Origin of the sequence: Spirosoma oryzicola, assembly GCF_021233055.1 — a bacterium.
GTDB lineage: Bacteria > Bacteroidota > Bacteroidia > Cytophagales > Spirosomataceae > Spirosoma > Spirosoma oryzicola.
This window is the reverse complement of the sequence record NZ_CP089539.1, coordinates 228,944-253,251: the sequence shown is the minus strand read 5'-3', so window position 1 is coordinate 253,251 and position 24,308 is coordinate 228,944. Positions and strand designations below refer to the sequence as shown.

The 24,308-nt window shown below is 50.6% G+C and carries 18 protein-coding genes; 11 read left to right on the top strand and 7 right to left on the bottom strand.

Annotated features, from left to right (window positions below):
• Positions 1 to 126: 126 nt before the first annotated feature.
• The 6 genes from LQ777_RS25115 to LQ777_RS25090 form a co-directional block, all read right to left on the bottom strand.
• A complete protein-coding gene (locus tag LQ777_RS25115) occupies positions 127 to 594 on the bottom strand; it encodes a CYTH domain-containing protein (protein ID WP_232562975.1) in 468 nt (155 codons plus the stop codon).
• A 26-nt stretch (positions 595 to 620) separates the two neighbouring features.
• Positions 621 to 1,547 (bottom strand): CHAD domain-containing protein, encoded by a 927-nt coding sequence (locus LQ777_RS25110; protein WP_232562974.1) that lies wholly within the window; start codon positions 1,545 to 1,547, stop codon positions 621 to 623.
• Between the two features lie 323 nt (positions 1,548 to 1,870).
• Positions 1,871 to 2,272, bottom strand: coding sequence for a hypothetical protein (locus LQ777_RS25105; protein ID WP_232562973.1), 402 nt, complete (start codon positions 2,270 to 2,272; stop codon positions 1,871 to 1,873).
• Positions 2,273 to 2,698: 426 nt separating this feature from the next.
• On the bottom strand, positions 2,699 to 3,130 hold the full coding sequence (locus LQ777_RS25100; protein ID WP_232562972.1) for a hypothetical protein: 432 nt from the start codon (positions 3,128 to 3,130) through the stop codon (positions 2,699 to 2,701).
• Positions 3,131 to 3,695: 565 nt separating this feature from the next.
• Positions 3,696 to 5,027 carry a DUF2254 domain-containing protein gene (locus LQ777_RS25095; protein WP_232562971.1) on the bottom strand — a complete coding sequence of 444 codons (1,332 nt, stop codon included), beginning with the start codon at positions 5,025 to 5,027 and terminating at the stop codon, positions 3,696 to 3,698.
• 136 nt (positions 5,028 to 5,163) lie between these two features.
• A complete protein-coding gene (locus tag LQ777_RS25090) occupies positions 5,164 to 5,727 on the bottom strand; it encodes a fasciclin domain-containing protein (protein ID WP_232562970.1) in 564 nt (187 codons plus the stop codon).
• A 703-nt stretch (positions 5,728 to 6,430) separates the two neighbouring features.
• Between LQ777_RS25090 and LQ777_RS25085 the strand changes: the two genes are divergently transcribed.
• The 10 genes from LQ777_RS25085 (at position 6,431) to LQ777_RS25040 (ending at position 22,358) form a co-directional block, all read left to right on the top strand.
• The gene (locus tag LQ777_RS25085; protein ID WP_232562969.1) at positions 6,431 to 7,102 is read left to right on the top strand and encodes a GntR family transcriptional regulator; all 672 of its coding nucleotides are present in this window, start codon (positions 6,431 to 6,433) and stop codon (positions 7,100 to 7,102) included.
• Between the two features lie 179 nt (positions 7,103 to 7,281).
• Positions 7,282 to 8,709, top strand: coding sequence for a sugar porter family MFS transporter (locus tag LQ777_RS25080; RefSeq protein ID WP_232562968.1), 1,428 nt, complete (start codon positions 7,282 to 7,284; stop codon positions 8,707 to 8,709).
• A 69-nt stretch (positions 8,710 to 8,778) separates the two neighbouring features.
• A complete protein-coding gene (locus LQ777_RS25075) occupies positions 8,779 to 11,901 on the top strand; it encodes a SusC/RagA family TonB-linked outer membrane protein (RefSeq protein WP_232562967.1) in 3,123 nt (1,040 codons plus the stop codon).
• Positions 11,902 to 11,921: 20 nt separating this feature from the next.
• Positions 11,922 to 13,553, top strand: a complete 1,632-nt coding sequence (locus tag LQ777_RS25070) for a RagB/SusD family nutrient uptake outer membrane protein (protein WP_232562966.1) — start codon at positions 11,922 to 11,924, stop codon at positions 13,551 to 13,553.
• 20 nt (positions 13,554 to 13,573) lie between these two features.
• Entirely contained in the window at positions 13,574 to 14,692 is a 1,119-nt protein-coding gene (locus LQ777_RS25065; RefSeq protein WP_232562965.1) for a SusE domain-containing protein, read from the top strand.
• Between the two features lie 82 nt (positions 14,693 to 14,774).
• Positions 14,775 to 15,989, top strand: a complete 1,215-nt coding sequence (locus LQ777_RS25060; RefSeq protein WP_232562964.1) for a glycoside hydrolase family 76 protein — start codon at positions 14,775 to 14,777, stop codon at positions 15,987 to 15,989.
• Between the two features lie 3 nt (positions 15,990 to 15,992).
• Entirely contained in the window at positions 15,993 to 18,353 is a 2,361-nt protein-coding gene (locus tag LQ777_RS25055; RefSeq protein WP_232562963.1) for a GH92 family glycosyl hydrolase, read from the top strand.
• A gap of 46 nt (positions 18,354 to 18,399) precedes the next feature.
• The gene (locus tag LQ777_RS25050) at positions 18,400 to 19,617 is read left to right on the top strand and encodes a glycoside hydrolase family 76 protein (protein ID WP_232562962.1); all 1,218 of its coding nucleotides are present in this window, start codon (positions 18,400 to 18,402) and stop codon (positions 19,615 to 19,617) included.
• A 6-nt stretch (positions 19,618 to 19,623) separates the two neighbouring features.
• A complete protein-coding gene (locus LQ777_RS25045; RefSeq protein WP_232562961.1) occupies positions 19,624 to 20,574 on the top strand; it encodes an ROK family protein in 951 nt (316 codons plus the stop codon).
• Complete coding sequence (locus tag LQ777_RS25040) at positions 20,571 to 22,358, top strand: class I mannose-6-phosphate isomerase (RefSeq protein ID WP_232562960.1); 1,788 nt, start codon at positions 20,571 to 20,573, stop codon at positions 22,356 to 22,358. Before LQ777_RS25045 ends, LQ777_RS25040 begins: the two co-directional genes overlap by 4 nt.
• 289 nt (positions 22,359 to 22,647) lie before the next feature.
• On the opposite strand, the gene LQ777_RS25035 is transcribed toward LQ777_RS25040, so the two are convergent.
• Positions 22,648 to 22,791, bottom strand: coding sequence for a hypothetical protein (locus LQ777_RS25035; RefSeq protein WP_232562959.1), 144 nt, complete (start codon positions 22,789 to 22,791; stop codon positions 22,648 to 22,650).
• Between the two features lie 1,140 nt (positions 22,792 to 23,931).
• Here LQ777_RS25035 and LQ777_RS25030 point away from each other — a divergent pair.
• The gene (locus LQ777_RS25030) at positions 23,932 to 24,294 is read left to right on the top strand and encodes a LytTR family DNA-binding domain-containing protein (protein WP_232562958.1); all 363 of its coding nucleotides are present in this window, start codon (positions 23,932 to 23,934) and stop codon (positions 24,292 to 24,294) included.
• The last annotated feature ends 14 nt before the right edge of the window (positions 24,295 to 24,308 follow it).

The following is a 24,308-nucleotide window of genomic DNA, read 5'->3' as shown; positions in this document are numbered from 1 at the left end:
TTTCCCCGATCCAAAGTATGACCTGGTTATAGAAATTGCCTCAGTTGAATACGTCAACGTAAACGAGCCATACACGTTAAACTTGGTGAATGGAAAACACGTAACACCTAGTACTCACTAAAATGGTTAGTCCCATTGTGAATAGGGATGCTTGATCAAGTTAGCGTTGTAATATTTTTCTTCGGCTGTTACTTCTTTCCCAACCCAGTCTGGCAGGGCTATTGTCTGATGTTCGTCCGTTAGTTCGACCTCGGCAACCACCAGACCCTGATTTTCTCCTTGAAACTCATCGACTTCCCAAACGAGTCCTTCATAAGTGATCCGGTAGCGGACCTTCTGAATAAGAGGACGTTGACACAGTTGATCAAGCATCGATTGGGCGTCGGCATAAGGAATACCGTATTCGTATTCTGACCGACTCGCACCCGCTGTTATCCCTTTAATCGTCAGATAGCCTTCATTCCCTACTGTACGAACGCGCACAGTCCGATCTGGATGCGTACTCAGATAACCTTGTTGATACAGCTGACCCGTTCCCTGCTTTTTCCAGTCGTCTCCTTTGACCAGATACTTTCGTTCGATTTCAACACCCATGATTTGTGGTTGACTACGTTAAAAAACTACTTACCAATTTTCTGACTGGCTTCCTTATGCCATAGCTTCCAGTGCAACTTGAACCTTCGCACAAACGCACTCGGCTTTTCGGTCAGGAGTCGGTTGGCCAAGGAGTAGATCTGCTCCTGCAACTGATACCGTTGCTCCTGAATCCCTTTTAGTACGGCTTCCTTCTTCGGTTTACCGGGTAACAAAAGCGGGTCTGATTCTATCAACTGCGCTAATACTCCAAAGTCATGGTCATCGCCTAGCAATTCTCCCAGACGATCAAACTCGTGCTCATACGCCTTGAAAAGACTTGGCCAGATCGGCTGGAGCAGCCGGGTGTGATACCAGAGCGTTTTTACTTCTTTTCGTAATTCATGCAAATGGTCAATACTCGGCTGGCGAACAGCTAGTTGCAACGCTTTACGGGCTTTGCGGTAAATTTCTTCAAGGTTAGGGGCTATTATCCGAAAACCGTTACGGTGTTTAGGAAAGCCCTCCACCCGCTGAGAAGCCTGCCGAAAGGCGTTGGTCACTTGTGTAATCTGAATCGAATCTTCAAAAAAATCGCCGGTTGTCCGGTCCTGTTGCTTGACCAAAGTGCTACGAAAGCCATTAAATACCCGAGTTGACATAATCGCTGGCTGAGCCTGGCGGAGTTTTTCTAAGGTTTTAATCATAACCGTGGCATCCCTTAACGGAGATAACTGATGACCGATCGATCGGTAGAAGCTGTTCTGCCGCTTAAAGTCTTTTTCTTTCAATTCACGCCGAACTAACCGAAGAAGCGCTCTGATCTTTTTTATTCGTTTTCGAATCGTATGAATCGTCTCCGGAGTGACTTGGTCTGGCTTTTCCAAGAGGTCCAGCGCTTTCGTTATTTCTTCCTCAAGAACGCGATTGACGTTCTGAACGATCGATTGCTCTTGTTCAAAGGCGTAGGCCATGTTGTAATCGTTTAAATCCACTTTTGGATGATAACGCTGGAAACGCCCGCATGGATTTTAAAACGAATACGTGAGTAAGCCCGCGTTTTGAATCAGCTGGGTGTGCATTTGCAATTGTCTGTAATGACTAGTGCGTAACACGCTCACTACAAATAAGAAATGGCAGCTAGCTTGACCAGACGCAGATTTTAAGGCTGGCAACCATGCGTTTTCTTGCAATAGATTATTAGTTAATTATGCAGGATTGGCCGTCAACTTATAGTTCACGACCAACTCTGCTTGGGCTTCTGCGAATCGATCTTGCAGGGCGCTGGGCGGCCTCCTTATTTCTCGGTCGTAAGAATGGTTTGACCGGCTGGATACAGGATCTCCGCGTTGTCTTCGGCGGTAATAAAAACGGCCTCGGGTTTTACTACTGCCGTCGCGTTTAAGGTTGCCGAGAGGTCTTTGCCGGACGGACTCAGCTGACCTAGTTTTTTTACTGAGTTGTCATTCTGTTTCATCCAGACCAAGTATGTTCCTTTCGATGGCGTCAGATTTTTAGGTTCGGCCAGATTGCGTACGTCTACCGCGAGGGTATAATTGCTGTTTTTATCTTTCTTTACCTTTATGGCCCCGTTGGCTGCTGGAACGACAGTCGACGTTACAAAACTCATTTTGGGGGTACAGGCGTTAAGCATGAAGGCAATGCATAGTCCTGCTGCGATTCGATTAATTGTTTTCATCTCGTTGAGGTGTTTGTGATACATTTATTTAATAAGTTTTTGGCCGAGTTGAGCACGTATTACTTACCTTGAACCGACACTCGAATTTGATTACCAACGTTGAAGGGGCGACGCCACAAGATCATGAGACTGGCGAAAAATTCTCTAAAATACTCTCGAAGGCAAATCCGATAGCCAGGGATGTAATTTTTAGACCAGCTTCCAGTTTGCTGATAATCTTGTCCGTTCATCAGCAGCAAAACAGCAGAAACACTAACACACCCATATGGATCTAAGGTAAGCCGGAGGTTATGTCCTTCATAAAATTGCGAACGGTACTTCAGAAAGTTAGTGTTTCGATGATGGTGTAGGGTGGCTTATTGACCCGTGGCGGTTGGAGAATAGTCCAACCAATAAGCATATCGTTACGCTCAAGCGGTTAGCTTATTAGTTAGATGGGGAGTTCGGCAGTAGAGTAGCGGGTTTGTAAAACATGACCAGTGTTCCCAGGCGTTTGTCAGGACTGGTCACTGGCGCCGACAGTTCATACGGCTTTTTGTTGTTGAAATACACGTCCTGCTGCTGTAGCAGATAGCCTGGGAAGCGGCTGGTGAATGCAATTCCCTGATTTTTCTTGTTCGTCGAGATTGTTACTTTTCCCGCCGGATCAACCAGCAGCACCTCCTGAACACCCCGGTCTTTAACCAGCGTATTGAAATACTCATTGATCTCGCCCGGTTTGTTTTGCAGCATCGCGTTCCGTACAGCCCAAACAAACGTTTTCATGCCGAACAGAAGCTGCTGGCGGTCTGTTGTCACCTGATTGTTTTGAACAGCAGACCGAAAGTCGTCACGCTCGCGTGCAAACTGGCGGGTCATTTGTACATTTTTGTAAAGCAAATACCCTCCACCGAGTACTAACAGGGCTATTACACCGTAAAGAATAAGCAGCTGTCTAGACCTGCTTCCGGTTGTTCTTGTTTCATGTTTTGTCTGTTGCTCCGTATTCATAAACGTCATAGTTGTGGCTGTGATTTTACCAGCTATCGATCGACCGGCATCGAATCACTCACCTGTCACAAGTATTTAGTCAAGCCATAGTCGCTATTAGTCGAACGGCTTATGGATTATTAAACACCGACCAACTTAGATAAGGCTTAACGAAACCTTAGAATTTGGTTAGAGTGATTAAGTGGCTAAACATTCGTTAGGGTAGCACATAACTACGTCGACACCATCCAGCCCATGAGGTCGAGAATTACCGGAAATTGAGTATTTCAGTAAAAACGGAAAGGGTATGACAGCGCTTTAGAAAAACAAGTTCTGCGCGTGTCAATTCAGGAAGGCTCTTTTTAACGATAAACTATACAACGTGCGACTCTTGAAAAAGAGTCTAAATCTAGTTCAATCGAGAAATAGGCTAAGGTTGATGTGGTTACCCGATTTAGGACCAGGTTTTCATCAAATCGTTGTACAACTCTTGTACCTGACGTTTTTCGTAATCAGTCTTTAGCATCTGGTCAGCGTACTTGACCAACCGGTCAGCCAGCTCACGCAGAACGGGTTTACGGTCAGCCGAGCATACGGCTTCATTGACCGTCGCCAGCGCTACCAGCAATCGTCTCAATACGGCATGGTCATCCTTCGCATTTATAAGAGGTAAATCGAAAGCCAGTCGAATGTAATCGGCAAAGTCGGCCCTCCGCACCAGCACCCGTAAATGCTTTCCATCGGAACGCAGTCGGGCGGGAAACTCACGACGGGCCAGTTGCTCGCAGACAGCCCCCAGGTAATCAACCGCCATAATGGCCGTGGTCGTGTCATTGATACCGGGGGAGAGTGCTTTTAACGAAATGTCCAATAACTGCTGAATACCAAACGCTACATCCTGTTCGATGTTACGATGCCGCCCAATGCTAACGTAGTCCAACAAATCATCTGGCCAGTCCGCTTTTTCGGCTTTAGGTCGCTCCATATCACTACGCACTAAAAAAAGTACAGTGCCTTCGCTCATAAAAGCGCCCATTTCTTTTTCGATACGGAGCACCACCCGATGCCGAGTGGCCCATTTTAGTAGTCCGTCGGTATTGATCAACTGCAAATAACCCACCTGCCCAGCCTTAACCGGATACCAGCCCGTCTGCTCTTCGACGTAACGCAGAGCCGCTTCGGACTGCTGAGGATCATCAATGGGTTCGCCAAACTGATCTGGAAAAAAATGGGCAATAGCTTTTTGGGTCTCGTGAAATGTATGCTGCACAATTGTACCTGTCTGGATCGACTCGGCAATGTGGTGAATAAAAAAGATTAGGGCCGCTACGCCACCTAGTGCCAGGAACAAGCCTACTAACACGGCCGTAGCGGGTACAAATTTGATTTCGTCAGTGCCGCGAATGGTTCCTAACACGATCAGACAGTAGGCGAACACACCCACAAAATAGCCCATCACCACCTGATTGACCTTATCGCTCATGAAGTTCCGCAACACGCGCGGAGAATACTGGTTACTGACCTGCGAAATGGTCGATAAGGTTAGGGAAAAGGATAGTGTAGCCACCGTCAGCATAGAACCCGCAATGGCACCCAGCATTGCCCTGGCTCCTTCAGCCCCCGAACCAAACAGCAGTGGAAATTGCTTCTCGCCGTGCCAGCTCGTATGCGCATCAAACTCTACTAAACCATAGGCCATTCCAAAGGAAGCTAGTACCAGTAAGCCGGGTACAAACCAAAGGGATTCACGCAGTTGCTGCCAATACTGGCGAAGGTGGGTAGTCATTGATAGAAGAATAAAGCTCAGGAGTCAAACCGGCCAGTGGTCAAATCGTTGTTGGGCCTAGTTACCGACCCAAAAAGGGATGTACTGTTTGAATGAATAGCTTTCGATCTAAAAGCAAGACTAGGTTATCAAGTAGCTAACGAACAATGGGTCCTTTGTTGACAACTCGCTGCAACACCCGATTGATCGAGTATACCACGCCGTTGGTAGCCCGAATATCGCCCTGAATGACCTCCGCCACCGTACCCCGGCCATCTTTGATAGTTATGTCATTGCCCTGTTTATGCACCACTAGGATTTGTCCGCTTAGATTCGTTAAGCTTTGGCCGTCTCTCAATTGATCCGATGTCAGTCGGCCTTTTACGACATGATAGGCCAGAAACTGAATAAGTCTGGTTTTGCTCGACGGTAACAGCAGTTCGTTTAGGTCGCCATCCGGAAGTTCAGAAAATGCCGCGTTCGTAGGTGCAAACACCGTGAAGGGTCCTTTTCCATGAGCCTGCTTTAGTAAACCGGAGGCTTTCAGCAACTTAAGCAGGGTCGTATGTTCGGTCGATTTAGCCGCGCTGAGTCCCAGATCAGTACCGGTCTGTATACCAGTGGCCTTTAGGGTGGGATTGTTCTGAGCAATGGCGGGTTCAGCTATAGCCAGGCAAATGATGCTGGAAAGTCTCAAGATGAATTGATGACTTAAGTTCATAAGGATCTGTTGAAAAATTAAAAGGAAAATTGGCCTACCGGTTACGTTTTTAACGCTGGATACACCTGAAAGGTTATCCCCAATCTATCGAAGCCTTTCTTGAAGCCAGCTGATCCAGAGCCCGGACTCGACTGGATCGCCAGTGCGACAGCAATGCGAGTTAGCAGAACCCTTGTGAAGCGACCTGTGGCCTTTTGAATAGTAATGTGAGTGTTGACCCTCCCACGTAGGAAGTTCTATGATACACATTGACTATGCAAGTGGCATTGATTCTGCCAAGCTGGCCATCAACTGGGTGGTCTGCACGTTCCCCAAACTACTTACTGCCCTCCATTCACCTACAAGTCTCTAAACCACCCTGCGCTCGGTGAAAACGCTGCCGGGCTGCAAACCAGCCAAATCAGTCTCTAGTCGCCTATAAACTCGATAAAGATTTGTTAAAAGATCAAGAAAATAGTCAGTTGGATGGATTTTCTATTAGTTTATAAAAAACAATTCAACTACTTGATTTAGAGCCTTTATCTATGATTCGTATAGGTTGAACCTAATTCCTTTTTGAAAAAATACAACTAATAGTTGCTAGTATAAAAATATCAATTAATCTTTGCAGTATAGTATGTATAGACATTTAGACAAGCCAATGCATTTGTTTACTATTGATCACAGCAGCTCTGTTCCGCTTCATCTTCAAGTGGAAACTATTATGCGAGATTTGATTGATAGTGAAGAATACCAGCAAGGTAAACTTTTTCCGAATGAAGTTGACTTAGCGAAGCGACTCGGCATTGCCCGAAATACAGTCAGACAGGCGATTAACAAGCTTGTGCACGAGCAATTGTTAATACGCAAAAAGGGCGTAGGTACCAAGGTCGCCAAGAACCGGATCACTACCAAGCTGAACAGCTGGTCGAGTTTTACGCTCGAGATGCACGATAAGGGTGTTGACTTCCAGAACTACGAAATCAAGACGAGCTGGACCCTGGCCGACCAGGACATTGCGGAGGTGTTTGGGATCAATACCGACACGAGAGTACTAAAGCTTGAGCGCCTGAGAGGGCTGGATGCCGGCCCCATTGTTTCTTTTATCTCGTATTTCCACCCGCGAGTGGGGTTGACGGGAAACGAGGACTTTTCCAAACCGCTTTACGAAATGCTGGAGCGTGATTATCACACCGTAGTCGTGCTGTCGAAAGAAGAAATCAGCGCTACGCTGGCCGATGAACAACTGGCTGCCGTATTGCACACGCTACCAGGTGATCCTATTCTATTGCGGAAACGGATTGTCTGCGACCCAGGTGACCGACCTGTTGAATACAATATTGGCTATTATCGGGCTGATCGCTTTACGTATGCCATCGATATAGCCCGCAAGTAATTTGTACAAACCAGCTTATTGCCTAATTGTCTTGTGCTAGTCGTTTGATTAGTATCAGTTTATAGTTGTCGATATTGATATGTCTATACATATGGACATTCGAAAACTTTGTCCACTTTGAAAGTCCTTAATTCAAGTGAATAAGAGGAATCATCCTAAACCCTTTATCACCCTTAATCATGATTGCCTTAACGAATCAACCGACAAACAAGGTTAATAAATCGTACCTGTACCTGGTTTGTCTGGTGGCTGCGCTGGGTGGTTTCCTGTTCGGTTTCGACACTGCCGTCATTTCAGGGACCGTCAGTCTAGTTAAAAACGATTTTGCGCTTGATGCAGTGCAGGAAGGCTGGTTTGTGAGTTGTGCCCTGCTGGGTTGCATCGTCGGCGTCAGCGTTTCAGGAAAACTTAGCGACACCTACGGACGCAAACTGGTCCAGATTATCTCGGCGGTTTTGTTTCTGGCGTCTGCTATTGGGTGTATGTTCTCAACCACGTTTACCACGCTGATCGCTTTTCGGCTGGTAGGGGGCTTAGGCATTGGCGTGGCCTCGATGGTTTCTCCGCTGTATATCTCGGAGTTTGCGCCCCCCCGCTACCGGGGAACAATGGTGTCGCTCTACCAACTGGCTCTGACCGTGGGTATCGTACTGGCTTATTTCTCGAATGCTTACCTGGCTGATCACACCACCGATACGTTCGAAAACGAAACACTCCAGCCTATTTTCTCGACGCAGGTCTGGCGGGGTATGCTGGGTTTAGGTGCCTTACCAGCGGGTGTTTTCTTACTAGCCTTATTGGTAGTCCCCGAATCACCCCGTTGGTTGTTACTGCGCGGGCAGGAGCAAAAAGCGCGGGAAATCCTGACTCGTATAGACGGTCCCGTTTCTGCCCAAAATGAGATTGAAGCGTTCAACGCAACGGGTGACGAAGGAGAAAGCAATCTGAGCGAAGTCTTTACACCTACTTACCGCCGGGCTTTGTGGATCGGCTTGCTGCTGCCGTTTCTATCGCAGGTGTGCGGCATCAACGCCGTGATTTACTACGGTCCGCGCATTCTGGAACAGGCCGGTTTTACGCTCAATAACGCATTGGGTGGACAGGTTACCATCGGGCTGGTCAATGTGGCTTTCACGTTCGTCGCGATTTTCACCATCGACAAATGGGGTCGCAAACCCTTGCTGTATGTGGGCGTCGGTGGGGCGGTACTGTCACTACTAATTATCGGCTTGCTCTTTCAGATGGGCGTTACCTCTGGGCCGTGGATATTGCTTTTCATTCTAGCCTTCATTGCCTGCTTTGCGTTTTCGTTCGGGCCTGTGTGCTGGGTCGTTGTCAGCGAAATATTTCCCAATGCCATCCGAGGCAAAGCAATGGCGCTGGCTACGCTGTCGCTCTGGATCGGTAATTTCCTGGTCGGTCAGCTAACGCCCTTTTTGCTTGAGGAGGTCGGTTCTGCCGGGACCTTCTGGCTGTTTGCACTGTGCTGCTCCCCCGCCTTGTGGATTACCTGGAAACTGATTCCCGAAACCAAAGGCTACTCCCTAGAAGCAATCGAAGCGTACTGGAAAGATACGTATCGCTCCAACCGAACTACCCATTTATAATTCCTAAACCTTACTCTTTTCGTGTGTATCCTAAGATTCACTGAGTTTTCCTAAACCAACAAACCCCGTATGAACATTCCAATACATCATCGAATGCCCTTAATAACCTGGTCAGGTAAGCAGCGGCAGCTTCTCGGGTTACTACTTTTTCTGCTGAATTACGGCCTTTTAGCCAGCTCATCGGCCTTTGCCGCGCTCAACATCGAACTAACGGGCCAGGTACTGGACGAGCAGCAGAAGCCTTTACCGGGCGCAACAGTAAGTGTAGTGGGCACTACGATTGGGACCACTACCGACGAAAATGGCAAATACCGGTTATCGCTGCCGGACAATTACGTGGGACGCAGCCTCGCCTTCTCCTACATCGGCTACACCAAGAAGACCCTCGTTATTGGGCAGGATCGAACCATTAACGTAACGCTAACGGCGGATAGTGGCCAGTCGCTCGATGAGGTGGTGGTGGTTGGCTACGGTCGGCAGGATAAACTGTCGGTGACCGGCGCGGTGGACCAGATCAAATCCCAGAGTATTGAAGGCAAGCCGGTGACAAACGTACTCCAGGCGTTGCAGGGCGAGTCGCCAAACCTGATTATCCAGCAGACAAATTTCAGTCCGGGTAGTGGGGTCAATATCAACATTCGGGGGCTGGGTACGCTGGGCGACAACACACCCCTGATTGTCATCGACGGCATCATTGGCGGAGACATCAATCTGCTCAATCCCAACGACATCGCGAGCGTATCTGTCCTGAAAGATGCTGGTTCAGCCGCAATTTATGGTTCCCGCTCGGCCAACGGCGTCCTTCTTATCACGACGAAAGGCGGAAAATTAAACCAGAAAGCCACGATTACATACAACGGAAGTTATGGCCTGCAAACACCTTATGTCGGATTACACAAAGTAAGCGCCTGGGATAATGCGTACTACAAAAATTTGTCCTTGATTAACTCGGGGTTGCCACCCATCTATACGCCGGACGATATTCAGGCGCTGAAAGCTCAGGGTAATGGCGACTGGGAGCGACAGTCGATTCTACAAAGTGCGCCACAACAATTACACAATATTTCGATTACCGGTGGAGGAGCAAACAGCAGTTACCTGATCTCAGCCGGACTCCAGGATCAGCGCAGCAATTTCGTCGGGCCATCGTACGGTTACAAAAAATACAACCTGCGGTTGAATCAGCTTTCGGTTATCGGCAAACTACGCGTGAATACGATTCTGAACTACGTCAAATCGAGCAATAAGTCGCACAGCAATACCGACTGGGTCATTTTTGCTGATGCGGATCGGGTACCGCTGAACTACAGCTTTCAGGATGCCGCTGGCAATTACCTGACCAATCCGGTTGCTTCGCAGTACAATGTGAAAAGTGTACTAGAGCAAGGTGGCTCCTATCTATCCGACAACGACCAGTTCTTCGGTAATCTGAACGCCGAATTAAGCATCACCAAAGACCTGAAACTAACGGGTATTTTCGGGGGCACGCAGAATGCTAATAACGCCTTTTTCCGTCGGTTACAGGTTAACAACTACCCATCGGGGGTGTACGGAAATGACCGGACCGTGTATGACAACAGTTTCAAAAATTCGCTGCTGAACACGCAATTATTCGCGGATTACACTAAGCGCTTCGGTGCCCACAGCATCAAAGTCTTGCTGGGTGCTTCCGATGAACACTACCGCTCCAACGGCTTCCAGTTGCAGAAAACGCTGACTGATCCGGCCCTGGGTACGCCAACGACCGGAACCATTCTGGACCCGGTCAACTCCTACAACAGCAACGCCAGCACAAACGAAACGCGCATTAGTTCCGTGTTTGGCCGGGTCAATTACTCGTTCAAAGATCGCTATTATCTGGAAGGAAACTTCCGTCAGGATGGGTCGTCCAAGTTTGCTTCGGGCCGACGGTGGGGCTTCTTCCCATCGCTGTCTGGGTCCTGGATTCTTTCCGAAGAATCATTCATGGAACCAACCCGGAATGCGCTGACCAGTCTGAAGCTGCGTGCTTCGTATGGTCTAGTTGGTAATCAAAACGTAAATGCTTATCAGTACCAAACCAACTTCTTTAATTATGCCAACGCCTACGGCTTCAACAACGCGGTTGTTGGGGGAGCGGGATTTAACCTGGGCAATCCGGATCTGACTTGGGAAAAATCGGCCATTCTGAACGTCGGTACCGATGCGAGCTTTTTTCAAAACAAGCTGTCGCTTTCCCTCGATTACTTCAACAAGGTAACCAGCGATATTTTGTACAGCCGTCAGGACATTCCGCTCTTGTTTGGCGCAGGCTTTCCCGATTACAACGTAGCGAAAGTTAAAAACACCGGTTGGGAAGTTAGTGCGACGTATAACCTGAATACGAAAGCCGTTAAGCAAAGTTTCAGCGTCAATTTAGCCGACAACAAGAATACCCTGCTGGCCCTTACCTATGGCTCCGAGCAGCAAATTTCAAACGTCGATGCGTTCGGGTTTATCCGGAAAGTGGGCCAGCCCATCACGCAGTATTGGGGCTACCAGACGAACGGTTTTTTTCAAAATCAGGCGGATGTTGATAACTCACCGAAACCGGACGGCGTTACGGTCGGGCCGGGTGATCTGAAATTTACGGACTTCAATGGGGACGGCAAGATTGACGACAGCGACAAAATTGTGCTGGGTAACCCATTCCCGCGCTACACGTTCGGCTTCACCTACCGACTCGCGGTAAAAGGCTTCGATCTGAATCTGTTCATCCAGGGCGTAGGCAAGCGCGATGTGATGCTGCGGGGCGAAACCGTCGAGCCATTCCACTACAATTACGGGGCAACCCTATATGAACACCAGACGGATTTCTGGACGCCCACAAATCAGAATGCGCGCTACCCCCGGCTGGCGGCTATCGGCTCACCTTCCAACACCAACAACTGGCGATTTGGATCAGACGTGTATCGGTACAGTGGCGCATACGCCCGGTTGCGGAACGTGCAGGTGGGTTACACCATCCCGGCTGCCGTAACCCAGAAATTTGGGGTTCAGCGCCTGCGGGTATCCCTGATTGGCCAAAACTTGCTGACGCTTACGCAGCTAAAGTTTATCGATCCCGAAACGTCTGAGTTCAACAACAACCTCAACTTAAATGCGTCGTCAAACAGCGGTCGCAATTATCCTTTGCCCATTTTTTACGGGTTCGGTCTCGATCTCAGCCTATAACCCTTACCTAACAACTAGATATGAATCTTCTCAAAAAGATAAGTAGCCTGTGCCTGGTGTTGCTTACCGTCGTCGGGTGCGGACCTTTAGACATAGCCCCGGTCGACCGGTTTACGGAACTTAACTTCTGGACATCAGGCGAGAACGTAAATAATGCTCTGAATAACATTTACAGTGGCATGTATAACAGCACGTTATACTTCTACAACGAGGCTTTGTCGGATAATGCCTACACCGCGCAAGGGTCGGCAGCGGGCAATCCAGAAGCCATCGCGAGTGGTAGTTTTACCTCGACGTTACCGAAGTTCCAGAACGACTGGTCGTTTTATTATAGCGGTATCAAATCCTGCAACATCTTCCTGACCAACGTGGATCAGAACACGACGCTTCCGGCGGAGACGCTGGCGCGGATGAAAGGTGAGGTGCGTTTCGTGCGGGCCTGGCACCATTTTAACCTGATGAAATGGTATGGCGACGTTCCCCTGCTGGACCGCAATATTTCGCCGGACGAAGCCAAAACGATTGCCCGTTCACCAAGAGCCACCGTTCTGAAATTTGTCACGGATGAGCTGACAGCGGCTGCGGCTGTGCTGCCCTCCCGGGACGCCTACGCCCCCGCCGATAACGGTCGGATTACCAAAGGGGCTGCTATTGCCTTACAAGCCAGAGCCTTGCTCTACGAAGGAAATCGGATGGCCGAGGTTGTTACCCTTTGCGAACAGTTGATGAACGATCAAACGACCAACGGACAGTACGGACTGGCGGCCAATTACGGCGATCTGTTCAGCAGCCCAACGGTTAACAAAACCAGCAACGAGTCTATGCTGGCCCTGCAATACGTACCCGGTCTGCGTACTTGGTCGGAGTTTTTCGACTTCGCTCCCCGCTCGGTTGGAGCCCGAACCAATAGCTTGGCCCCCACGCAGGAACTGGTCAACGACTACATCATGCTTAACGGCAAAGCGATCAGCGAGACGGGCTCAGGGTACGTCGAAAGCAATCCCTACGTCAATCGCGACCCTCGGCTGACGGCCACAGTTGTCTATGACCAGTACCTTTGGCGGAACGCGGACGGCACGACGCAAACGATCTACATCCGACCCGGCTCGGACCCGGTCCGCCCCGCTCTGAACGAATACGCGCTCAACGGGCAGGGCTCACCCACGGGTTACTACTGGCGCAAATACTACGACCCGAATAGTCTGGCCAACTTTGCGTCGGGGCTGAATCTTCACCTGATCCGATATGCCGAAGTCCTGCTGATGTACGCGGAAGCGAAGCAAAGCCTGGGACAGATGACCGCCGATGTGTGGGACAAAACGATTCGGCCCCTGCGGCAGCGGGCGGGCTTCACGGACGCGGCAGCGTTGAACTTCCCAACAGGTGGCGATCTGACGCAGATTATTCGGCGGGAACGCCGGACCGAGTTCGCCATGGAAGGACTACGGATTGACGACATTCGCCGGTGGCGGATCGCCGAGACGGTTCTCAACGGCTACGCCCACGGTGCCAAATTTGGCGACCCGGCGGTAGACAACGGCTACATCCGGGCGCAACGTCGACAGTTCGACCCGGCCAAAAATTACCTGTGGCCGCTCCCCGCTTCCGAGCTGAATCTAAACACATCATTGACCCAAAATCCTGGTTACTAACCGTCTAATCAACCCGCTCCATGAAACAAGCGTTGACGTATGGTAGTATGGCTTTATTCGCCGTGCTGTCGATTGCCTCCTGTACCCAGACGGTCCGGGAACTGAATCCGGCGGTCACCCCGGTCAGTTCGCTGATGACCCCCGACAATAATACCAGTGTGAAGCTGGAGCCGAGTACCCCGGCCAGTGTGCAGTTTAAATGGGAGCCCACCCAGGCCGCTGAAGGTGTCTTGTACGAAGTAGCGTTTGATAAGGTCGATGGCGACTTCAGCAAGCCGTTTTACAAAACAGTATCCGACGGATTGGGCGTACAGCCTCAGCTCACCCTGAGCCACAACGACCTGAAAAAAATCGCGGCCCTGGGGGGTATCGCGGCTTCTTCGACGGGTAGCGTCAAATGGACGGTATTGGCGTCAATCGCGCTGAACCGCCAGATGAGTACGATCACCCGCATTCTGACCATGACTCGCCCCGCCGGGTTTGCCGAACTGCCGGACAGCTTGTATCTGACGGGAAGCGCCACCGAAGGCGGTGAGGATGTAACGAAGAGCATTGCGCTTAAGAAAACCGAGGACGGCGTCTTCGAAGCGTTTACCTCGCTAAAGGCCGGTACCTATTACCTGACGGACAGACGGGCGGGCAGCGGCAAAAACTATTACGTTGCCAAAGATACCCTTCGGGAAGGTAACACGCCCGTAACCCTGACCGGCGCGACGAAAACCTACCGCTTGCGGTACGATTTCAACATTGCCACGGCGCAGGCTACCGAAATTCAGTCAGTTGGCTTATTCATGTCGGCGTACAACAAGGAAATTGGTACGCTTACCTACGCGGGCAATGGGACGTGGACAGCCGCCAGCATTCCGGTTGAGTTTTACCCCTTTTCCTGGGGTCGTGACGAGCGGTATAAGTTCGTTATGCATACCGCGAATGGTCTTGAGTACTTGGGCAGTGCGAATGTGAATAACAACAGTCCCGCCGGAGCCCCCGCATCGTATTTTCAGGTTCAGCCGGTTTCCGATGCACAGTGGGATAATACGTATAAGTTCGATCCAACTGCCGATGGCAAGAAGGTGAAAGTGGACCTGCTTCTCCGGGCGAACGCGCCGTATACGCATCAGGTAACTGTGCTGAAGTAAGCGCCGTCGCTGCTGATTACTCTTGTCGAATAGCCTGTGTTATAGGCATAACCGCCTGTGGCACAGGGTTACGCTCCCGATTATGAAGAACTTTCTTTTTTATGGACTTTGGCTGATTGTAGCCGCTACGCTCGTTACGGCTTGTGGCGATAAGCAGTCACCGTCGCCCGTTGCGGAACCTGACACGACCACGCCGACCGTACCTACGCCAACCGTATCGCGGTATCGGACAGCAGCCCAGAAAAGCCATGCCTACGTACTGGCTAATCTGCTGACCCCGTACAAGAGCTACCGGGTCAACGCGACCACCGATCCGACGTCGGCGTTCGAATGGTACAATACCAGCCAGATTTACGCGGATGCCGCCATGGTCAGCATTGGGGAGACGAACCACGCGACCTACATGAACGATAGCTTCAACTGGATGAGCCATTTCTGGGATGATACCAGCCCCATCGGTGGTTATTTTGGTTTCGTGCGCGTTGACGGTAGTGAAAAAGGCTCCGACTCGCTGAAATACATCGACGACAACGCCTTATCGGGAGTCGTTTATCTGGATACCTACGAAGTCAGTACCGGGGCGATGAAAGCGGCCTATCTGGACAAAGCAAAAGCGTGCGCCAACTGGCTCATCAAAAGCGGTGCCTGGGACACGACCTTCGACGGCGGCTTCTGGTGGAACACGGCCAAAACGGTGAAGCCAACCCAGTCGAACGGCTTAGCCATGCAGTTGTTTGCGCGGTTGTACGCCCTCACCGGTGAAGCTGTTTATCGCGAGTGGGCAACCGCCGTGGATAAGTGGCTGTCTACCAAGCTATACGAAAGCAGCACCGGACTTTTTGTCTGGCAGATTGACCGGGCGGGCAAACGGTTTACCGAAAAATTCACCTACGACAATGCCATTATGGTGGAGGCTTTTCTGGTGTACGGACAAGCCCTGAAAGACCCGTCGTACCTGGTTAAAGCGCAGGCGCTGGGCAATGCCATGAACCGGACGCTCTGGGATAAGACGCACAACGTGTATATCTTCAACACTAGTGATCTCCGAGTTACCCCGGCCTGGTGCGGGTGGGGCTCTCAGGCGATGATTAAGCTGTACGAAGCTGACCAGAATACCGCGTGGTTAGGTTACGCGCAGGGAAATATCGACGCCATCAACACCGTCCTGCGAGACCCAGCTTCGCACGGGTATTACCAGTTTGCCAGCCTGAACGGGGCCGGTCGATACGCGAACATCGAAGGAGTTGACGTAGCCTGGATGCAACGGATACAGGCGCTCCTTTCAAAATACAGATAAGTCATGAAACGAATCCATTTTTCCACCCTCTTCGGTGGTCTTGCCCTCGCTGCGCTGCTCACGTCCTGCGCCGTGAAACGCCCTAATGTGCTCCACTACGTCGATCCCAACATCGGAACGGCCCATAGCCGGTGGTTCTTTTACACGCCAGCGGCTGTCCCCCACGGCATGGCCAAGCTGGCTCCTTCCACCAACGGGCACTACGGTAACAATCAAGGCTGGGAAGCGGTTGGGTACGATACGCGGCACAACTCCATCGAAGGCTTTGTCCACTTCCACGAATGGCAGGTGGGTGGGGTCAGTTTTATGCCCGCTACCGGTGAGCTGAAAGTAAAACCCGGTGATCTAGACAAGCCGGGCAGTGGTTACCGGTCTAAATTTGATCGAAAAAATCAGGTAGCCGAACCCGGTTACTACAAGGTTTTGCTAGATGATTACGGAATCACCGCCGAACTAACTGCTACTAAACACGTTGGTTTTCATCGGTATACCTTTCCCAAAAATGACCAGTCGCGCATTATTTTGGACCTGGGTAATGTGCAGGGCGAAAGCGGGGAGGTACGGAAGTCGGAGGTTCGCATGATTGACGACACGCACTTTGAAGGATTTGTAACGACCTATCCTAAGTACGTAAAAACCTACGATCCGAACGGGCAGGTTTCCATGTACATCTGGGGCGAAGTGAGCAAAAGCCCACGGTCGGTAGGGGCGTTCACGGACGCTGGCGTTCAGGCACAAAGCAAGTCGGCCAGCGGAAAAGGCGCGGGGCTTTTTCTGGAATACGCTACCAACGCCAACGAAGCCATCGAACTGAAAGTAGGCTTGTCCTACACCTCCATTGCCAACGCGAAAACTAATCTGGAAGCCGAAGCTGCCAAGCTGTCGTTCGAAAAAGCCAGAAAGCAGGCCCAGGATACGTGGCAAACCGAACTCGGCAAGCTGGCCGTTGAAGGGGCTGAGACCAACAAAGTAAAGTTCTACACGGGCTTGTTCCACGCCTTGCTGGGCCGGGGGATCGCCAACGACGTGAACGGTTCCTATCCCCGACACGACGGAACAATCGGTCAGTTGCCGCGTGATAAAAAAGGAAATTTCAGCTACAACTTTTACAACACCGATGCGATTTGGGGCGGCTACTGGAACCTGACGCAGCTCTGGGCGCTTTCGTACCCCGAGCGCTACAACGATTTTGTGCAAACCCAGTTGGCGATTTACAAGGAACGGGGCTGGTTTGGGGATGGCATTGCCAACAGCAATTTTGTATCGGGCGTAGGAACGAACTTTGTCGGTCTGGCCATAGCTGGGGCGTATCAGGCGGGTATTCGGGATTACGACACGAATCTGGCTTATGAGGCTATTCGGGCCAACGAACTGAGCGGGCGAAACCGGCCCGTTGGTTCCGGCAAACTGGATGTCGAAGCGTTCGTCAAGCGTGGCTACGTGCCTTACCTAGACGCAGACAAAACCGATTCGACCGGCTCCCACTTTTCGGCTTCGCACACGCTGGAATATAGCTTTAGTGCTTTCGCAGCCGCCCAACTGGCAAAATCAATGGGTAAGCAAACGGATTATGGGCAATTTGCCAAACTCTCCAACGGCTGGCAACTTCTGTACGAACCGAAGGACAAACTGGTTCGCCCGAAAAAAGCAGACGGCAGCTTCATCGACAAATTCGACCCTTACGAACCCTGGCGGGGATTTCAGGAGGGTAATGCTGTGCAGTACACCTTTTTCGTACCGCAGAATCCACGGGCACTGATAGATAAATTGGGCAACGACGAATTCAACAACAGGCTCGACGGCATCTTCACAACAGCTCAGAAAAACGGGTTTGGCGGTGGCAAGGAAATCGACGCCTTTGCCGGTATCAAGTCGATTTATAACCATGGCAATCAGCCGAACCTGCACATTAGCTGGCTGTTCAACTTCTCCGGCAAACCCTGGCTCACTCAGAAATGGACCCGCGCCATCTGCGATGAATTCTACGGTGTCGAACCCATTCACGGTTACGGTTACGGGCAGGACGAAGACCAGGGCCAGTTGGGATCGTGGTACGTTATAGCCTCGCTTGGTTTATTTGATGTCAAAGGCTTTACCGATCTCCGACCAATTATTCAGCTGGGAAGCCCCGCCTTCGATCAGGCGACGATTCGGCTGGGCGATGGTAAGACACTACAGATCGAAGCTAAAAATAACTCTACCACAAATGTGTACGTGCAGTCGGCCACCTTCAACGGAAAGCCCTTGTCAAACTGCTGGATGTACCGGGACGAATTGATGCAGGGCGGAAAATTAAGCTTTGTCATGGGCAGTCAGCCCAACACAAACTGGGGCATTCAAACCCCTCCGCCTTCGGCCCAGTAGCGGGACCGATTCGGCGATCTGATTTACTCAACATAAGCATAAACGAATGAAAAAGTTGACCCACCTAAGCAAAAAACAGCCCGCCCGAATAGTAGCGGTTGGATTGCTTCTGGCCGTCCAGACCGCAGTTGGGCAGGCCCCCAAAGCGTCGGCGGAGTACCTGAACCGGGCGCGGGAAACCTACACCAACGTCTGGCGTCGGTACCGGGTGCCGACCTATAATCTGTTTTCGGAAAATTACCCCTCAAACCGCAACGATACGCTGACATACATGCAGGGAGGCAACGTCAAGGAAAAGGCGGTTAGCTTTCTCTGGCCGTTTTCCGGAATGTTCTCGGCGACCAACGTACTGCTTAAAGTTCCTTCCGAGCGGAAAACTCAACTGTCGTATCTGGACAGTCTGGTTACGGGAATCGAAGCCTACCGCGATTCAAGTCGTTCACCGGTGGGTTATCAGGCGTATCCGGTTCAGTTCGAGAAGTCGGACCGGTATTATGATGATAACGGATTAGTGGGAATCGACTACATGGAAGCCTATCTCAACACCCAAAATCCGCTTTACCTGAAACGGGCGAAGGACGTATTTACCTTTATTCTGAGCGGATGGGACGACGAGTTGGGGGGCGGTGTGACGTGGCTGGAAGGGCATCGCGATCAGAAACCGGCCTGCTCCAACGGCATGGCTACGCTCACAGCGCTCAAGCTCTATCAGGGCACAAAAGACCCGCAGTACCTGCAATGGGGCAAAAAGTTTTACAACTGGATGCACACCAGCCTACTCGATTCGACTGGCGTGTATGCCAATGATCGCAAAGCAACTGGGGCCGTGAACCGGGTCTTTTACACCTATAATTCCGGATCCATGCTTGAAGCTGCGGTGCTGTTGTACCAGTTTACCGGCGATAAGCAGTACTTGAAACAGGCCGAACAACTAGCCAAGGATACGTACGTTCATTTCAGCAAGCAGAAGCATCCCGCTTCGTCCGCCATTCAGATCGATTTACCCTGGTTTGTGACGGTGCTTTTCCGGGGTTACGAAGCGCTTTACCGGGTTAACGGGGACTACCAGTATATTACCAAAATCAAGCAAAGTCTCGATTACGCCTGGCAAAACTCCCGCGATCAATACGGTCTGGTTACCCACAGCTGGACGCCCCAACCGGCAGAATTAGCCAAACCAAAATGGCTGCTGGACGAAGCCTGTATTGCTGAATTGTACGCCCGGTTGAGTCTACTGGAAAAGGAACGGGAAACGAAAAAATAAACGGGTATGGAGCAAAAAGCAATCATCGCTATCGACCTGGGGGGTACGCGTATCAAGCTGGGGCTTGTCAGGGCGGGGACCGTTTTGCTGACCAGCCAGCTGGATTCGCAGTCGGGTCAGGGACTACAAAGCCGATTACCCCAGATTCAGGCCACCGTCAACGACATGCTGGCAAAAGCGGGTCTGTCGGCGGCTGATCTGGCGGGTCTGGGTGTTGCGGTACCGGGCATCGTTGATCCCGTTCAACAGCGCGTTCTGTCCATCAATGCCAAATATAGCGATGCCCCCAACTTGGACTTACCCGGCTGGGCCAGAGAAACCTGGGGCGTTCCCTTTTACCTTGAAAATGACACCCGAGCGGCTCTGCTGGGAGAATGGCAGCACGGCAGCGGACGCGGTTATGACAACGTCGTGCTGATGACGCTCGGTACCGGAATCGGTACATCGGCGGTCATCGAAGGTCAGCTATTGCGCGGCAAGCACTTCCAGGCGGGCGTTCTGGGGGGGCATTTTATCCAGAACACCCACGGTAATCGGTGCAACTGCGGGGCCGTGGGCTGTGCAGAGGCCGAGGCCTCAACCTGGAGTTTAGCCGAGCGGGCAACGACGCACACAACGTACGCCCAAAGTATGCTTTGCCGGTATGACACGGTCGATTACGAGGCCGTTTTCCGCTGTGCCGAGCAGGGCGATGCGCTTGCCATTACCCTACGGGATCAAAGCATCGCGATCTGGGCGGCCTGTGCTTATAACTTAGTGCAGGCGTACGATCCGGAAGTGCTCATTCTGGGGGGCGGGGTGATGGCTAGCCGCAATGTCATTATACCTCCAATCCAACACCGCCTGAACCAAAATGCCTGGGCCACGTGGGGAAACGTGGCCGTTGTGCCCAGTCTTTTAACGGATTCGGCGGCTCTGTTAGGAACTGCTCATCTAGTATACAACGCTGAATTATGACCGTTCAAACACAATCAACTTTTGACAAATATCCGGCTGTCTCCGTAGAAGGCGAAACATGCCTAACGGGCTGGGAAGCCATTGCGGGTACCTTACGCCAGCACATTCAGGCAACCGGGAAACCGAAAACCATCGTGGTAGTGGACGCGTATCTGGGCGTCTATACCGACGAAGTTATTGCGGGTTTAAGCACCCTGTCGGACCAGCTAACGGTCATTGAAACGGGCCACGCCCTCCGCAGCCCGGGCGAAATCGATGAGTTGGTTAACGACTTCGTGACGGATGACCCGGTTTTTGGCTACGTATGCCCGTTTGAGTTGTCCCGTTTTTATGACGAAGCCGAACTAGCGACCTGCCAGCAAACTATTCAGGCCATTGCCGAAGGCGTGGTGCTGGTGGTTGGAATCGGGGCCGCGCTGTTCGTAGATCAGCCCAACGTGCTGGTCTATGCCGACATGCCTCGGTGGGAGATCCAGCTTCGATTCCGGCAAAATCGGGTAAATAATCTGGGCACTCAGAATGCGGATGCGGTCTTTGCGTACCAGTATAAACGGGCTTTCTACGTGGACTGGAAAGTGTTGGATCGGCATAAGAAAAGCTTCATGGAGCGCTGGGATTACGTGATTGACACCACGCGGGAAGACACGCCCAAGCTCATCAGCGGAACGACTCTGCAAAAAGCGATGGCTCTGGCCGTTCGGCGGCCCTTCCGGGTGGTTCCGTTCTTCGATCCGGGGCCGTGGGGTGGACAATGGCTGAAAGAGATCTGTGATCTGGACAGATCGGCGGTCAATTACGCCTGGGGGTTCGATTGCGTTCCCGAAGAAAACAGTCTACTTTTTAACTTCGATGGCGAAACCTTCGAAATTCCGTCAATCGACGTGGTTTTCAGTCATCCAGTAGAGTTGCTGGGCGAGCAAGTGTATGCTGCATTCGGCGCTGAGTTTCCGATCCGGTTCGATTTTCTGGATACCATCGAGGGCGGCAATCTGAGCTTACAGGTGCATCCCCTGCACGAGTACATGCGAAAGCAATTCGGGATGCCTTACACCCAGAACGAAAGTTATTATTTTCTGGAAGCGAAAGAAGACGCCTGTGTGTATCTGGGGCTGAAAGAAGATATTCACCCGGCCGAGATGATTGCCGATTTGGAGAAAGCGCAGGAAGGTGAGGCCCATTTTGATGCTGATAAATACGTCGAAAAGTGGCCAATCAAAAAACACGACCATGCTCTGATTCCTGCCGGGACGGTACACTGTTCGGGGGCCAACAGCGTCGTGCTGGAAATTAGCGCGACCCCTTTCAACTTTACATTCAAACTCTGGGACTGGGGCCGCACGGGATTAGACGGAAAGCCCCGGCCTATTTCTCTGGAACACGGCAAAAAAAATATTCAATGGGACCGCACAACGCCCTGGACCGAAGCGAATCTGCTGAATCAAATTCAGGAGATTGGGCGTGGTGACGGTTGGCGGGAGGAGCGCACCGGTCTTGATGAAGATTCGTTCATCGAAACCCGTCGGCACTGGTTTTCGAAGACGGTGGCTCACGATACGCAGGGTGTCGTCAACGTCATCAATCTGATTGAAGGCGATGAAGCCACGGTGGAAAGTCCATCGGGTGCGTTCGAACCGTTCGTTGTGCATTACGCCGAGACGTTCATTGTACCTGCCGCCGTTGGGACTTACACGATCAAGCCTTCCGGGGTCAGCGAAGGGCGAGAAATTGGGACGTTGAAGGCATATATCCGAACCGAAAAATTAACCGATAATCCCTTGAAATAAGTGTTTATGTAGCCTTGGCAGCAGCTTATTAAGTTTACACTTCTATTATTAGCTGCCTGATTTATAAACAGACCGGTCGTTGGGAAAGTAGCCTGGCGATCGGTCTGTCCGGTTTTTGGACGTTCTATTAAGGCTTCTGGGCAATTGCTTTTGAATGGGTGTCCATCACATTGATTCAGGGATCGGAGGTTCTATTACTTCGTGATAATTTCTAAAGTACCCCTATTTTTAAATAAATCGTGGGAGACAAAATAGCCTTTAGTTTCTTTACCATTTACTTGGATAGTGGTCAAGGTTTGGCCCCGGCGGGGCTTCTTGATTGTGAGTAATTTCCCGTATAGGTTCCCTCGGTTACCTTATCGAGCAGGGGAGCCATAACAGTGTATTCGGCATCGGTAGCCGAGAAAGGATACAAACTAAGCGCACAAAGCATATACTAGGAAGACAGTTCATCAGCATCAACCATACTACACAGAGCCAGCTCCTCAGCAGAGATCCGATTTTTTATAGACGATATATTCATCAACAGCCCAGGTCTTTGTAACTATATATTTTTACACGTATATACATGATCGTTAAATAGTCTGATTATAAATAGATAAATAAATAGAGTGATTATAAATTGCCCCAAGTATGTAGATTTTATACCCCACTGTTAACTTTACTGCTTGACGCATATTTAACTCAGGGTGCATTAAAGACATATCTGAAGCTTCTTGCCTATTCGATTCTTACTTGTAAATCAGTGCTTTTATAAGTAAGTATATATTGTTGCTGGTAGTAGATACGGGCAAGTAAAAATACTGGCAGCGCTTTTGCCAACTTGTTCATTAAATCACTTAGTCTTCCCGACAACACAAAGCCTGTCCGCTTAAAGCAGCCAGTTTGTTTTACGCCTACGCTTCTTCACCTATGTTGAGCACGTCAATCGCTTCCACCACCAATAGGTCGACTCTACAGTCTGTAACGCTATGGCGGAAGTATTGTCTGACGGGTTGGAGCCGTCAAATACTCGTTCAATTGACGGTGCTCCTGGTAGGTTTGTTTTACTCCTGTGCTGCGTTAGAGGTCGATCTAGGCGAGACCGGTGACAGTTTTGGCGATGTGTATGACGCCTATGTAGCCAGCGCGCCGGTTCAAACGCCTAAACCATCAACGAGTGTTTACCGAAAGGTTTCAACTACCAAGTCGGTTATTTCCCCCTGCAAGCATCCGATACCTTTATCGATAAACGGCTCGTTTACTGGTATTTTATTTACAGTTACTTTGTATAAATATAGCCTCCTTAAACGTAGGCGGCTGCAAGCGATATATGCCATCTGGCGGCTATAAGCCGATCTTCTTTTCTTGTTCCTGCTGCTCTCTACTCCTGGGTCCAGTTAATTAATCGTACTATCCTGTCGGCCTAACGGAACGGAACCGCTCTGATCTAGAAGCTATTGGTTGTGGCGTTAAAATCGATTGGATCGGACTAGGACATCTCTTCTCATGACGCTGTTCCACTGAAAACTGTTGGACCCAGCGGTACTATCCGCTTATTTCTCACTAGCTATTACCGTAAACCTCTTTTCTTATGGCTACTACTGCTCATCCAATCGATGCTTCTATTAAAATTCCTGGCTTCAACAAGCCAGTCCAGTTAAACACTATTGTTCGTTTACAAGGGTTTGGCAACTACACTTGGCTTTACCGAGACGCGCTGAAACCGTTGCTGGTCGCTAAAAGCCTGAACTGGTTCGAGCAGCTTTTACCTGACTTTGTGCGGGTTCACAAATCTGATTTGATTAATCCCAGTTTTGTTCAGACAATTGATTCCCTCAATGCCCGGACCTTAGAGCTGAGTCTATACAACCGGCAAATTATTAAAGTGTCTCGTCGCCGGATTGAGCCGGTTACGACCAAACTGAAGCAGCATCGACATTTTTCGCCTAACTAAACTACCCTTATTGG